The organism is Chitinophaga sp., from assembly GCF_036566945.1.
Lineage (GTDB): Bacteria > Bacteroidota > Bacteroidia > Chitinophagales > Chitinophagaceae > Chitinophaga.
The window spans coordinates 1-15,464 of record NZ_DATCVJ010000411.1 but is presented as its reverse complement, the minus strand read 5'-3'; the positions used below and the strand labels follow the sequence as shown (position 1 = coordinate 15,464).

The following is a 15,464-nucleotide window of genomic DNA, read 5'->3' as shown; positions in this document are numbered from 1 at the left end:
GCGGATCAGCTTTCTTTAGCTGCCTAACAACAGATACTAAACAGCGCTTATGAAGAAACTTTTATTTGGGTGTGCAGCTATGCTCATAGCTGCGGCCTCCTATGCCCAGGAAAATGCTTTGTGGCTGAGAAATCCAGCTATATCGCCGGATGGTAATACCATTGCCTTCGGCTATAAAGGGGATATTTACCGGGTAGATGTCAAGGGTGGGGTAGCCGTGCCACTTACCATCCACGAAGCCCACGACATGCTGCCGGTATGGAGCCATGATGGTAAATACATTGCCTTTGCGAGCGATCGTTACGGCAACTTCGATGTATTTGTAATGCCCGCCGCCGGTGGAGCGCCGGTAAGACTCACTACCAACAGCGCCGGTGATTTTCCCTACGATTTTACAGCAGACAATAAACAGGTACTTTTTGGAAGCGCACGTAATGCCCCTGCTGCCAGCGTAAGATTTCCGTATCGCCTGTTCAGAAATATGTATACGGTGCCTGTTACCGGTGGCCGCGCAGTACTACTCAGCGCCGCCGGAGCAGATGTAGCACACTATAACAAAACCGGTAATAAAATTATTTTCCAGGATAGAAAAGGCTACGAGGATCCAATGCGCAAACACCATGTATCTTCCGTAACAAGAGATATATGGGTAATGGATGTGGCCAAAGGTAGCTACGAAAAAGTGTCTGCCTATGAAGGGGAAGACAGGGAGCCTGTATTCGGTAATGGCAATGATATTTATTATCTCAGCGAAAAAGGAGGTATTTCACAGAACCTCTTTAAAGCATCACTGACCGATAAAAACAGCATGCAGCAGCTGACCAGCTTTACCAAACATCCGGTGCGTAATCTGTCTAAGGCAGATAATAATACCCTGGCCTTTACCTATAACGGGGAAATATATACGCTGAAGGAAGGAGAACAACCCCGTAAGCTGGAAGTGAGCATCTTCAACGATGGCCGCGCAGGTACGGTGAAAAATGTGCCGGTAAATGGCAACACCACCGAATTCGCTATGAGTCCGGATGGCAAAGAAATGGCTTTCATTGCCCGTGGCGAAGTATTTGTAACCAGCGTGGAAGGTAACATCACCAAACGTATCACCAATACCCCGCAACAGGAAAGAATGGTGCGGTGGTCGCCCGATGGTAAGAAACTGATCTACGCCGCAGAACGTAACGGCAACTGGGACATTTACCAAACGACCAAAGTACGTAAGGAAGAACCCTTCTTTTTTGCCGCCACCCTGCTGAAAGAAGAACCCGTGATCGCTACGGCTGCTGAAGAATTTCAGCCACAGTTTTCACCCGATGGCAAAGAAATTGCCTACGTCGAAAATCGTAATGTGCTGAAAGTATTTAACATCGCTTCCGGTAAATCCCGTACACTCCTGGCGGAAGGGAATAACCATTCCTACTCCGACGGCGACTGGAGCTTCGAATGGAGCCCCGACGGCAAATGGATCCTGACCGATGATCAGATGGGCTACTTCTTCTCTACCAATGCAGCACTCCTCTCCACAGAAGGAAAAGAGGCTTCCGTATACCCCGTAAAAAGTGGCTTCGGAGAAAGCAACAGCAAATGGGCCGCTGAAGGAAAAATGCTCACCTGGGCCAGTGACCGCGACGGACGTAAATCCCTCGCTAAACAAGGCAGCCGCGAAGTCGATATCTACGCCGTATTCTTCGACCAGGAAGCATACGATAAATACAAACTGTCGAAAGATGAATTTAACCTGCTGAAAGAAAAAGAAGCCACCGGTGGTAAAGCCGCCAAAGACTCTGCCCTCAAAGCAAAAGATTCTACCAGCAGCAAAAAAGTTTTCCAACCGGATTTCAATAACCTCGAAAACAGACGGGTTAAATTAACCATCAACAGCGCCTCTATCAGCGACTATGTACTGAGCAAAGATGCCAGTAAACTGTATTACATGGCCGCTTTTGAAAAAGGCTATGATCTGTGGATGACAGAACCCAGAACCGGCGAAACAAAAATTCTCGCTAAACTGGGCGGTACTCCCGGCAGTATTGCCCTCAGCAAAGATGGTAATACCCTGTTCGTGAGCAACCGTGGCAGCGTAGTGAAAGTAGAAACCGGCAGCGGAAAAATTACGCCGGTAGCTATCAGCACGGAACTGTCGCTTAACCAGGACGAAGAACGCAAATACATTTACTGGCATGCATGGAAACAGGTGAAAGAAAAATTCTATGATCCTACCATCCGAAACATCGACTGGAAAATGTATGGCGATAACTACGCCCGCTTCCTCCCTTATATCAGCAACAACTACGACTTTGAAGAACTGCTGAGTGAACTGCTCGGTGAACTGAATGGCTCTCATACCGGTGGCCGCTTCTCACCACAACCACTCAATGGCGACAACACCGCCACACTGGGACTCCTGTATGATGAAACCTCCACCGCCGACGGGCTGAAAGTAGAAGACATCATCACCGGTGGCCCCTTTGATAAAGCCGCCAGCAAACTGAAAAAAGGTGATATCATCGAAAAAATCGATGGCGAAAGCATCACCGCAAAATCAGATTGGGCTTCCCTGTTGAACCGTAAAGCGGGTAACAATATCCTCGTTAGCATCTACAACCCGGATACCAAAACCCGTTGGGATGAAACCGTAAAACCGGTATCTGCTGCTGAAGAAAGTGCACTCATGTACAAACGCTGGGTCAACAATACCCGCGCCATGGTCGATAAACTCAGCAATGGCAAAGTAGGTTATGTACACGTGCAAGGCATGAACGATGCCAGCTATCGCTCCGTATACGATGAAGTTATGGGCCGCAACCGCGATAAAAAAGCCCTGATCGTGGATACCCGCTTCAATGGCGGCGGATGGCTGCATGATGATCTCTATAATTTCCTCAGCGGTAAAAACTACCTCAAATTTGCACCCCAGGGCCAGGTACTTAATGGCGGTGAACCCACTGGCCAATGGCAAGCCCCCAGTTGTGTACTGATGAGTGAAGGGAACTATAGCGATGCATTCATCTTCCCGTATATTTATAAACAAGGGAATATCGGCAAACTGATAGGTATGCCGGTACCCGGCACCGGTACGGCCGTATGGTGGGAAACACAGATAGATCCTACCATGGTATTCGGTATTCCAATGGTAGGCACCATCGGAAAAGAAGGTCGCCCTACAGAAAATTTACAGATAGAACCAGATATCCGCGTACCGCTCCGTTATGAAGAATTTTTAACGGGTAAGGACGCACAGCTGGAAGCAGCCGTGAAAGAGATGTTGGCAGAGATCAAGTAAACAAAGGGAAACGCTTTATTATCATTCTTTTTATCTCATAGCCTCCGCAGCATTCCGCTCCGGGGGCTTTTTATTTTCTTCCTGTGCATTTCACCATCATATTTGCTGTTGGCGGAAAAGGGATTTCAGCATATATTGTGTAAGCGGGTATTGTTTCTGTTTGTACGAAACCTTAGCTTTACGTTAATATGTAATCATTTTAATTATCAACCATTCATTATTACCGGCCATAAAAGTATTAGAGTATTAGATGATGACTGATTACGCCAATTACGGGGATGACGCGCTGATTCAGATGATGAGTAACGATGATCACAACGCCTTTACAGAAATCTACAACAGGTATTGGAAACGCTTGTATGTATTGGCTTATGATCGTTTGCGCTCACGGGAGCTGGCGGAAGATGTGGTGCAGGATGTGCTTACGGGCCTGTGGCAGCGCCGGGGGCAAACTATTATCAAATCTTTACCTGCCTATCTGGCCACTGCTAACCGTTATGCCGTATTTACCCAATTGTCTAAACTCATCCCCGTTACCACAGTAGAAACCCTGCCGGAAGCCATTCAGGCGGTAACCGACGATACGGCCCAGTTACATTTTTTACAACAATCCATGCAGGAGCAGCTGAAACAATTACCCGAAAAATGCAGGATTGTATTTGACTATAGTCGTAATATGGGACTGAGCAACAAAGAAATTGCCGCCGAACTCCATATCTCCGAAAAAGCGGTAGAAAAGCATATCACCAAAGCATTACAACGTCTGCGCCTGCAGTTCCGGAATTATTTTCATGCCCTGTTTTAATAAAGAACAGCCCCCTCAAAATTTTTTTTTCTCCGGAGGTAGGGTAACATCCTTATTTGAAGACTTATCTATGTAGCACCCTGTAAATGATTAACACGGATGGAAATTAAAGAACTGGCCTTACTATCACAAAAGTACCTTGCCGGAGCAGCCAGTGAAGAGGAGAAGGACCGTTTACTGCAATGGTATAATGCATACGATGAGCAGTCGCTGACCGCTCATTTAACGGCCGAAGAGCAGGAAACGGAGGCGATGATGGAGCTACGCATGCGCCGGCGCCTACATGCTGCCACCATGCCGGAAACGGCCGGGAAAGTGGTGCCGATGCGCCGCTTCAATTGGAAAGTAGCAGCCGCCGTGTTATTGCTGCTGTCTGCAGGTGGCGGATTTTATTGGTCACAATCCGGCAAAAAGCCGGTGGAAAAGGTGGCATCTATTGCGCTGGGCAGCGATAAAGCCACCCTCACGCTGGCAGATGGTACCGTGGTGAATCTGGATAGTGCCGGTACCGGCGTATTGTCGGTGCAGGGAAATAGTAAGGTAGAAAAAACCACTCACGGACAAATCGTGTATAAACACGACGACGCTACCGCAACGGAAGTGGCTTATAACGTACTCCGCACGCCCCGCGGCGGACAATATAAAATTACGTTGCCGGATGGCACTGATGTATGGCTGAACGCAAGTTCTTCCATCAGCTATCCAACAGCATTTACCGGTAAAGAAAGAAATGTGAGCATCACCGGGGAAGCATATTTTGAAGTGGCGGCGGAAGCAAACCGTCCGTTTACGGTAAAAGTAAATCGCATGGAAGTATTGGTGCTGGGTACGCATTTTAATATCAATGCTTATGCAGATGAAAACACCATCAATACTACGCTGCTGGAAGGTGCGGTGCTGGTAAAAGCAGGCGATGCCGCGAAACTCCTGATGCCCGGAAAACAGGCCAGAGTGAGCAACGCAGGAGATCAGGCAGTAGACGTGAAAAGGGTAGATGTGAACAATGTGGTGGCCTGGAAAAATGGATATTTTTCCTTTGAGGAAGCAGATATTCCTACGGTGATGAGACAATTATCACGGTGGTATAATATAGAAGTCAGATATAATGATAAAGTGCCGGAAGGAACTTTTACCGGGGAAATAGGTAGAAGTCTTACACAGGAGCAATTGTTGAAAGTATTATCTCAGGCAAGAATCAACTTTAAAGTAGAAGACGGAAGAAGGATTATCATTTATCCATAAATAGTAAAGCAAAAACCAACCATCGCTGATACCACCAACGTCAGCAAAACAACCAACGTGTCGGAGCGCCACCAAGGCCCGCACAGATAGCTATCCGTAATATCATGTTATGAAGAATGAGGTCCACCGGACGCGGAGATCTTATGTTCATCCATAAAAAAAACCTGGTGTCAAGATTGGCGTCCGCACCAGGTTTTGATCAAATGGTTAACCCTGTTTAGGAAAGCTTTTCACTGCCTGTAAAGGCGGATGAGAAACATTTGTCAACCAAAAACCAATCTAAGGTATGAAAATTAATGTTGTTCGCAACCTGCATGGATATGCCATGCCATCGGTTGGTTCACTTGTTCACGGCAAGTCCCCTCAACCAGGGACGGATTATGTAACCAAAATCTGGCGAGTAATGAGAATGACCGCAGTTTTATTAACGGTGCTGGCTTTGCACGTTTGTGCCAGTGGAGTTTCACAAACGGTCACGGTTTCCTGCAAAGAAATGCCACTACAGCAGGTATTCAGTGTGATTAAACAACAAACCGGGTATGTCTTTTTTTACCGGAGCAAAGATTTGTCAGATGTGAGCCCGGTCTCGGCAGAGATCAGGGATGTGCCCCTGAAGATGGCTTTGGGGAAACTGTTGCAGGACAAGCCACTGAGCTTCGATATTCAGGGCAACACCATTGTTATTTCGCGCAAAACAACCACTGCACCGGAGCATGTCAGCATCGGGGAACCGCTGCCTCCGGAGGATATCCGCGGTAAAGTAGTGGATACCAAAGGTAGTCCGGTACCCGGTGTAACGGTACGCGTAAAAGGCAGCAACATCGCAGCTATTACCGACCAGGCGGGATTTTTCATTCTCCGCAATGCCGGTGCCCGCGCAGTGCTGGTTGTTACCTGCGTAGGCTTTGAATCCCAGAATATCAATACCGGCGGTAAGCTCTCCGTAGAAGTGGAGCTGAAAGCCAAAGTCGATGACCTGAACCAATACGTGGTAGTAGGGTACGGCAGCACCAAAAGAAAAGACCTCACCGGCTCAGTGGCCTCGGTAAATGTAGAAGAAGTAAAGAATGTACCTTATACCAGCATCGACCAGGCACTCGCCGGTAAAGCAGCAGGGGTGCAGGTAACGCAGGCCGATGGTTCCCCCGGAGGCGTAGCCAAAATACGTATCCGTGGCGGTACTTCCCTGTTGGGAGGCAACGACCCATTATATATCATCGATGGGGTACAGGTAACTATTCAAAACAGGTATATACAAAATCAGGCCGAGGCAGTGAACCCAATAGAAAGGGCCGGTAGTGATAATCCCAACAATGCAGTAGAAGGCTCTTTTTCCCGTGGATTGAATAGCCTGGCAGGATTAAATATCAGCGATATTGAAACCATCGATATCCTGAAAGATGCTTCTGCTACGGCGATCTATGGCTCTAAAGCAGCCAATGGGGTGATCATCATCACCACCAAAAAAGGCAAGCAAAATCAAAAGCCCATCCTGGAAGCCAATTATTACGCAGGTGTGAGCGCGCCGATAAAGGAAAAGCTCCTCAATGGGAATGATTATCTTTCCTTGCTAACAGAAGCTGCCAAAAACCTGAATGACGCCAGAGCAGCTGCCGGTGATCCTCCCAGCACCAAAGCCAATAATATCATAAATAATCCTGCTAGTCTGGGTACAGCTAACACCGACTGGTTAAGTCTCGTGTTACGCAACGCCACCTCGCAGAACGCAGATATCTCCGTTCGTGGTGGAGGCTCCGGCTCCCGCTATTATACTTCCCTGGCCTACAACAAACAGAATGGGGTAGTACTCGGCACAGATTTCTCCCGTATCTCCGGTAAAATTAGTCTGGACAATGAAATCACGAGCCGTTTTCGTATCATCACCAATCTCGACTACGGTTTTACTAAAAATAATATCACCAACGGCGCCTATCCTGCCGCATTTTTTGCGCCGCCTACTTTGCCGGCACGCAATCCCGACGGCTCCTATTACCGTTTCCTCGGCTCTCAGATTGGTGGCTATGATTACGTAGGTAATCAGAACCCAATGATTTTGCTGGATGGTATCAACGAGGGAAAAACATCTACGCTCATTGGATCGCTCTCGGGTGATTATGATGTGCTGAAAGACCTGAAATTCAGGTCTACTGTTTCCGTCAACTATGTCAATTATCATCAGCTGAACTACGTACCCAGTGCGGCGGTTATTGCTTCTCCCAGTGGCGTAGACGACTCTAATGGTGGTACCGGATCACAGGCGCAAACAGATGAAGTGAACCTGTTTTTCGAAAATACCCTCACCTGGGATAAACAGTTTAATGAAAATAACCGGTTGAATTTATTAGGTGGTACTTCCTGGCAAAAATATCGTTACAATTCTTTTTCTGCCAGCGGTCAGGGTTTTCCGGATGATAAATACCTCAACAACCTTTCTTCTGCGGCGGTTACTTTGCCCAGTACCGGCACTTCCGGCCAGAATGCCTTGTTGAGTTTTTACATGCGTGCTAACTATGCGCTGAAAGAAAAATACCTGCTCACCTTTACCGGTCGCTCGGATGCGTCATCTAAATTCCCTGCCAGTAACCGTGTGGGTTATTTCCCTTCCGGTGGCGCCGCCTGGCGTATTTCCGAAGAACCTTTTATGAAAAAGGTGCGCTGGATCAATGAGCTGAAACTGAGGGCCAGTGCTGGTTATACCGGTACGCAAAACTTTGGTGATAATTTATATTATACGTTATATACGCCCGGTTCCTACGGTGGCGTAAATGCGCTGGTACCTACGCAACTGGGTAATGATAAAATAAAATGGGAATCTACTTTGCAGAAAGACCTGGGACTGGACTTTGAAATGTTTGGTTCCCGTTTGCGTGGTGTATTGGGATACTATGAAAAAAATACAACCGGGTTATTAATGGCCACACAGCTGGCGCCCAGCTCTTCTTACAACAGCGTGATCTCCAATTTTGCGACCATCAACAACAAAGGATTGGAACTGGACCTGCGGATGGATTTTATTAAACATAAAAAATTCCAGTGGACAGGCGCCATCAACGTTTCCGGTAACAGAAGCAAGGTATTGGATATCAGCAGCGACTTCACCGATGCGGGCAGTGTCAGCTCCTATATTCAGGGCAATACTATCGTGAGAAAAGGAGAGCCACTGGGCCTTTTCTATGGCTACAAAATGACCGGCATCATTCAAAACGAAAAACAACTCGAAGCCTATAAAAAAGATTTTACCTACGCGCGGTACTTCGCTCCTTACCTCGGTATTGGCGATCCCATGTATGAATTAGGCGATGATGGTTTTTTCAAAAGTGATGTGATCGGTCGCTCTCAGCCTACCTTTTTCGGCGGATTTACCAACACTTTTACCTTCAAAAATTTCAGTCTGATTACGTTGCTTACTTTCTCTCAGGGCGGACAGCTGCTCTACCTGGCAGATATCCAGAATAAATATTTCGATAGCTATGCCAACAGAGGCGTACGGATCAAAGAACGCTGGACGCCGGAACATCCCAGCAATGAGCGTCCACGCCTGATTTTAGGCGAAAATTCGGCCGGTCCTTCCACCAACGATATATACGATGGTTCCTATATCAAATTAAAATCTATCACACTTACTTACCAGCTGCCGGCAAAAGTGGCGTCTTCACTGCATATCAGGGATGCATCCATGTATGCTTCTGCCACCAATCTGTTTACGATTACCAAATATCCGGGTCCCGATCCGGAAGTAAGTAATAACCCTTACAGTCTGATCGATGGCGCTTCTGATGTAAGCACCTTCCCCACAACGAAGCAGTTTAATATCGGTCTCCGTTTTGGATTTTAACACACAAAAAAGATTTTATGAAAAGGATCATATATGTAATGCTTGGTGCGGTATTGATAACAGGGGTAGCTTGCAAAAAAGAGCTGGGTAAACTGCCTGAAAATGCCAAGGTGGATGGCAATACCATCCTGGATCAACGCACCTCTGAAATAGCACTGAATGGCGTTTACTATCGCTTCGCCAATGTGCAGGCGGAGAATAACGTGACGAGCTGGATGGAACATGAAGTATCTCCTGCAGTATTTGCCGGATATATGGGATATGGATATGGGGAAGATGACGGAGAAAATAACAACTACAAGAGTTCTTTTTTCGCTGATGTATACTGGACCAGTTCCTATCAGATCATCAATGCGGCCAACGGTGTCATCAAAGGTGTTACGGCACTGGACGACAACGCATTTACCGGCAACCGTAAGAAGGAAATTCTCGCGGAAGCCCGGTTCCTGCGGGCTTACGGGCATTTTAAACTGTTGAGCTATTTCGGACAATGGTTTGACCTGAATAGTCCCTACGGCGTTTTGCTGCGGGATGAATTTGTAACAGTGGGAGCCATCTCCAAAGCACGTAGCTCGGTGAAAGATAGTTATACGTCCATTCTCTCAGATTTGGATGAGGCAATTATCAATGCGCCTGCCGACAATCAGGCCATCTATGTAACCCGTTGGGCCGCTATGGCACTGAAAATGCGCGTGCTGATGAGTCATGGACAGGCGGCAGATTATCCGGTAGTCACTGCATTGGCCGACAGCATCGTACTGAATAGTAAGTACAAGCTGGAGCCACAAATGAAAGATCTCTTTTACGTGAAAGGATTAACCAGCCCGGAAGTGATCCTCGGTGTAAAATCACAGCAAAACCAGGAAAGCTATTATTATGTACTCAGCCGCCAATACTGGCCCGGCGCCTCTTCTCTGTACGTAGCTAAAACGGCTTTGAAAGACCTGCTGGCAAACGATCCACGCGGCAGCTGGATGGTGGGTTCTGCTAACGATTATGCAGATGGTACGTTCTATTTCCTGAAATATATCCAGGAGGGTAACAAGCCTACGGCTCTCACAGAAACGGCCTATGCTATCCGCTTAACAGAAGTATACCTGCTGAAAGCAGAAGCGATCGTGCGTGCAGGCGGTAGTTTGGCCGCCGCCCGTGATATCCTCAAAAATATCATGGCACATGCCGGCGTCACCAACTTTGCGGCAGTAGATAATGCGGTGAGTGTAAATGACATGCTGAAACAATTGTACTTCGAAACATCCAGGAACCTGGTAGGAGAAGACGGACAGGAATGGATCGCTTTATTACGGCTCCCGGCAGCACTGGTAGGGGAACTGCGGCCTACGGCGAATGATAAGATCAAATATATTCTGCCGATTCCACACAATGAATTCCTGATGAACCCGGCCATAGGCCCACAAAACCCAGGTTACCAACAATAACTAACACCTTAAAAATTAAGTATGAAGATCCACACAAAAACCATGTTTGCTGCACTGCTGCTCACCGCCGCCTGCAGTCAGCCCAAGGCGCCGGTAGCCAGCATTACCGCCAGCATCACCGGCCTGAAAGATTCCGTTGTGTTCATTTCCATTCCGGTAGCCGATTCCGCTAAAACGGATACGGTACCGGTAAAGGATGGCCAGTTCACGTGGACGGGCACCATCACGGAGCCACAAAAAATTTATATCGGTACGGCTACCCGCTACCTCCAATTGTTCATGGAAAATACGGCCGTCACCATAAAAGGAAATATAGATTCTATCAACCATTTGCAGATCACCGGCTCCGCTTCACAGGATGCTTATAAAGCCTATGAAAATTCCATCGCGGATATTTCGGCACAGCAGGATACCCTTTATTCAAAGTATGACGAAGTGCAAGGGAATGATACCGCGGAAGCCGCACTGGAAGCAAAGTTGGAAGCACTGCGACTGCAAAGAAGAGAACGCTCCAAAGCATACATCAAAGCACATCCCGAAAGCGTGGTGAGTGTAGATTTAGTGGCCGACATGGCGGTGATGGGGGAGTATGCACCGGTAGATAGTGTATTCAAATTGCTGTCGCCAGTGGCACAACAAACAGCTGCCGGTAAAAAGCTGGCTGCCCGTTTAGCCATCTTGCAAAAAAGCGCCATTGGCCAGCCTATGATAGATTTTACCCAGGGAGATGTAAATGGTAAGCCCGTGCGCTTATCCGATTTCAAAGGCAAATATGTGTTACTTGATTTCTGGGCCAGCTGGTGCGGTCCTTGTCGCGCCGAAAATCCGAATGTCCTGAAAGCATACAACAAATTCAAAGATAAAAACTTCACAGTTGTTGGCGTATCTCTCGATGATAAAGCCGATAAGTGGAAAGAAGCCATCGAAAAGGACGGCATGCCCTGGATGCAGGTATCCGACCTGAAAGGCTTCCGCAATGAGGTGGCACAGCAATACGGTATCCAGGCTATTCCCTGTTCTTTCCTGATAGATCCACAGGGAATTATCATCGCGAAAGAGTTAAGAGGGGCGAAGTTGCATACACAGTTAGCGGAAATATTAAAGTAAAAACATCCTTATGATCAATTACAAATTAACCATAGCCGCTTTGCTGTTGCCACTCTGCGCAGGTGCGCAACAATTGCGTCCGTTTACACTCACTGGTCAGGTAAAAGGACTTAAAGATGGCTACGTGTACCTGAGCTACACTACCGGCGGCAGGTCGTCGCATACCGATAGCGCGCTGGCAAAAAATGGCGAGTTCGAATTCAAGGGTAAACTGCCGCAACCTGTATCGGGCTCTGTGTATATGGATCGCGCGGCAGATTACGCCACGGCAGATATCTGCGAGGTATTTCTAGAGCCCGCTGTGATGCATCTGCAATCCGACAACGGGCATTTCAAAGGCGCAAAAATCACCGGTTCCCACTCGCAGGAAGAGCAGGAGGAGTTGAATACCAGCAAAGCAGTGTGGATGGAAAAACTACGGCCCATATACGCAGCGTATAATAAAGGCAACAACGAATACATCGCGGCGCGCAAAGCAAAACAGCCGGATGCCGTACTGGACTCCATGAAAGAACAGCTTACTGCGCTGAAAGATCAGATGGGACCGATACAGGAAGAAATGGGGAAAGAAGATAAAAAGTTTATCGCCGCACATCCCAATTCTTATGTGACCGCCAATCTGCTTCGCTTCAGCATCATGATGATGTCGCTGAAAGAAGGAGAAACAGCCTATCAGCAAATGTCGCCCCTGCTGCAAAAGAGTTATGCCGGCATCGATATCAAACGTACGCTGGACCAGCTGCGCAAAGGATCTCCCGGCAATCCGGCCACGCCCTTTTCTACTACCGACATCAACGGTCAACCGATTCGCTTATCCGATTACAAAGGCAAATACGTATTGCTCGACTTCTGGGCCAGCTGGTGCGTGCCTTGCCGCAAAGGCAATCCGCACCTGAAAGAACTCTACGCTACCTACCAGCCCAAGGGCCTGGAAATTATTGGGGTAGCCAGTGACGACAGCAGCAAAGATGCCTGGAAAAAAGCTGTGACGCAGGATGGTATTGGCATCTGGCGGCAGGTGCTCACGGGTCAGGAAATGGATAAAGTCATGAAACAATTGCCCAATCCAAAAGATATCGGCGAAAATTACGGTATCCAAACCTTGCCTACTAAAGTACTGATCGACCCGAAAGGCAATATCATTGGCCGTTATGGCGCTGATGGCTCGAACGACGAAGAGATGAACAAAAAATTAAAAGAAATCTTTGGTGCATAATCTTCTAAAATAAAATAACATGAAATATAGCGTTTTCGCCCTTCCACTATTGATGCTACCAGTGTCATTAATGGCACAGGAAAAATTACCATTTACCCTTACGGGAGATATCAAAGGTTTGCCCAACCGCTACGTGTATTTCAGCTATGCTGAGGGCGCCAATAAATACCGGACAGATAGTACATTGTCTAAAGATGGAAAATTTTCTTTCCATGGGCAGCTGGTACAACCGGTAGAAGGCAGGATGTACCTGGATCCTAAAGCATTCATGTATGGGGAAGGAGATTTCACTTCCTTTTTTATGGAAGCGGCCACCATGCACCTGAAATCTTCCACTGCCCGTTTAAAAGATGCAAAACTTACCGGCTCCAAAGTACAGCTGGATCAGGATAAGCTCACCATAGCCCGTGCTCCGATCCAGAAAAAGCTACAGCCCTTGTCCGATGCGTTTAATAAATTGAACCTGGAATACATCGCCGCCATGAAGGCGAAGAAGCCAGATGCAGTACTGGAACCCTATAAAACGAAGCTCGACAAGCTGAAAGAGCAAATGGAGCCTTACTACGATGAAATGGAAAAAACGGATAAAGTCTTCATGAACCAATATCCTGATTCCTACGTATCGGCGCAATTACTCCGTTACCGTGTCAGCGGCATGCCTTTGTCTGAAGGAGAAGCCTTCTATGCAAAAATGTCGCCCGCCATGCAACAAAGCGCCGACGGCCTCGAAATTAAAAAGGAACTGGACGGATTACGTGCAGGCTCCCCCGGTAGCCCTGCTCACGAATTCACCAAAACGGATATCAACGGCGCTACCATCAACCTGGCCGACTACAAAGGCAAATACGTGATGCTGGATTTCTGGGCCAGCTGGTGTGGTCCCTGCCGTAAAGGCAATCCCCATCTGAAAGAGCTGTATGGTAAATACAGCGCCAAAGGCTTTGAAATCATCGGCGTATCAGATGATGACTCCAACAACGAAGCCTGGAAAAAGGCGGTGAACCAGGATGGTATTGGCATCTGGCGCCATGTACTCCGCGGGCTCGATTGGTCCAAGCGCCAAAAGAACCTGCCCAATCCGGAAGATCTCAGCGATTATTACGGCATTCATTCACTGCCTACCAAAATACTCATAGATCCGCAGGGCGTGATTATTGGCCGCTATGGCGGTGGTGGGGAAGATGATGATGCGATGAATAAAAAGCTGAAAGAGATTTTCGGTTCGTAGCGGATTTTGTCTTACTCAGGATTATACTGATTTAGATGATTTTCAGGATTTTTATTTTATTGATTAATAAGATTAAAAAAGATTAGCGAAGATGAACATCATATGTTGTTCATCTTCGCTAATCTTTTTTAATCCTGAAAAAAAAATCCTGAAAATCATCTAAATCAGTATAATCCTGGACAAAGACAAAATCCTCCAAAACTTCAAAATTGCTATAAATTTACAAACCACCTTGCACCCAGGTGTGTTTTTATGAAAGTACTAATTATAGAAGATAACAAAGAATTGGCCAGTGGCATCTCCGATTACCTCAACGGTGAAAAGTATATCTGTGAGCTGGCTTATACCTTTGAAACAGCCCGGGAAAAGCTGACGCTATTCACGTACGACTGCATCCTGCTGGATATTATGCTCCCGGACGGCAACGGCCTGGAGCTGCTGAAATATATCCGTCAGGAGAACATCAACAGCGGCATTCTCATCATTTCGGCCAAGGATGCGCTGGATGATAAGGTCAACGGGCTGGAAGGCGGGGCAGACGATTATGTGACCAAACCTTTCCACCTGCCGGAGCTGCACGCCCGGCTAAGGGCCATTTACCGCCGGAAAAAGCTGGAAGGGATCAACAACAACCTGGTTACTTTCAATGAAATAATACTCAATACCGATACGGCGGAAGCTACCGTCAATGATACCCTGCTGGATGTTACCCGCAAGGAATTTGACTTGTTGTTGTATTTTGTGGTAAATAAAAACCGCGTACTTTCGAAGCAGTCAATTGCCGCCCACCTCTGGGGGGATTATACCGATAATCTGGCTAATTTTGACTTCGTTTACCAGCATGTAAAAAACCTGAGGAAGAAGATCAGTGCGGTAGAAGGGACAGATTACATTGAAACGGTATATGGCTTAGGCTATAAGTTTAATACATCCAAAACATGAAGCTACTCAACAAAATAACGCTCTGGTTTATAGGTATCGTGTTCCTGATAACGCCCATTACCATGGTCATCTCCCGGAACAATATCAAAAAACACCTGGATCAGGCGGAAGTAGAGCGCATGAAAGCGGTCAACGACCGCGTAGCCCAGCAACTCCAGGCCGGAGAAAAGCCCGACCACTACACCCACGGCAGGCCCATTGAAATCAGCCTGCTGCCCGGCGCCCTCCCCGAAGAAAGGGTGACCGTTACAAAAGATAATTATGTGGCGGAAGACCTGGGAAAAAAGGAATGTCGCATTACGGTGAACTCCTATTATGAAGTAGGCGCCCAACATTATAAAATATCTTCTTTCAACTATGTGATCAAATC

Annotated in this window: 10 protein-coding genes; all 10 read left to right on the top strand. The window is 47.3% G+C overall.

Translation table 11 applies throughout. The annotated features are described in order from the left end of the window. Nucleotides 1-49: 49 nt before the first annotated feature. Nucleotides 50-3,280, top strand: coding sequence for a S41 family peptidase (locus VIP81_RS12265; RefSeq protein WP_331960618.1), 3,231 nt, complete (start codon nt 50-52; stop codon nt 3,278-3,280). Between the two features lie 250 nt (nt 3,281-3,530). Continuing rightward, the gene (locus VIP81_RS12260) at nt 3,531-4,085 is read left to right on the top strand and encodes a sigma-70 family RNA polymerase sigma factor (protein ID WP_331960612.1); all 555 of its coding nucleotides are present in this window, start codon (nt 3,531-3,533) and stop codon (nt 4,083-4,085) included. 99 nt (nt 4,086-4,184) lie between these two features. After that, nucleotides 4,185-5,327: a FecR family protein gene (locus tag VIP81_RS12255; RefSeq protein WP_331960609.1), complete on the top strand. Its 1,143-nt coding sequence runs from the start codon at nt 4,185-4,187 to the stop codon at nt 5,325-5,327. Nucleotides 5,328-5,613: 286 nt separating this feature from the next. Continuing rightward, nucleotides 5,614-9,162, top strand: a complete 3,549-nt coding sequence (locus VIP81_RS12250) for a TonB-dependent receptor (protein ID WP_331960605.1) — start codon at nt 5,614-5,616, stop codon at nt 9,160-9,162. Between the two features lie 17 nt (nt 9,163-9,179). After that, the gene (locus tag VIP81_RS12245; protein ID WP_331960600.1) at nt 9,180-10,601 is read left to right on the top strand and encodes a RagB/SusD family nutrient uptake outer membrane protein; all 1,422 of its coding nucleotides are present in this window, start codon (nt 9,180-9,182) and stop codon (nt 10,599-10,601) included. A 21-nt stretch (nt 10,602-10,622) separates the two neighbouring features. After that, on the top strand, nt 10,623-11,708 hold the full coding sequence (locus VIP81_RS12240) for a TlpA disulfide reductase family protein (protein ID WP_331960595.1): 1,086 nt from the start codon (nt 10,623-10,625) through the stop codon (nt 11,706-11,708). Between the two features lie 10 nt (nt 11,709-11,718). Next, nucleotides 11,719-12,924 carry a TlpA disulfide reductase family protein gene (locus VIP81_RS12235; protein WP_331960591.1) on the top strand — a complete coding sequence of 402 codons (1,206 nt, stop codon included), beginning with the start codon at nt 11,719-11,721 and terminating at the stop codon, nt 12,922-12,924. Nucleotides 12,925-12,943: 19 nt separating this feature from the next. Beyond that, nucleotides 12,944-14,152 (top strand): TlpA disulfide reductase family protein, encoded by a 1,209-nt coding sequence (locus VIP81_RS12230; RefSeq protein WP_331960586.1) that lies wholly within the window; start codon nt 12,944-12,946, stop codon nt 14,150-14,152. Between the two features lie 252 nt (nt 14,153-14,404). Further along, the gene (locus tag VIP81_RS12225; RefSeq protein WP_331960581.1) at nt 14,405-15,094 is read left to right on the top strand and encodes a response regulator transcription factor; all 690 of its coding nucleotides are present in this window, start codon (nt 14,405-14,407) and stop codon (nt 15,092-15,094) included. Continuing rightward, nucleotides 15,091-15,464, top strand: a 374-nt coding sequence (locus tag VIP81_RS12220) for a hypothetical protein (protein ID WP_331960577.1), incomplete at its 3' end; no start/stop codon positions are given. The genes VIP81_RS12225 and VIP81_RS12220, both read left to right, overlap by 4 nt.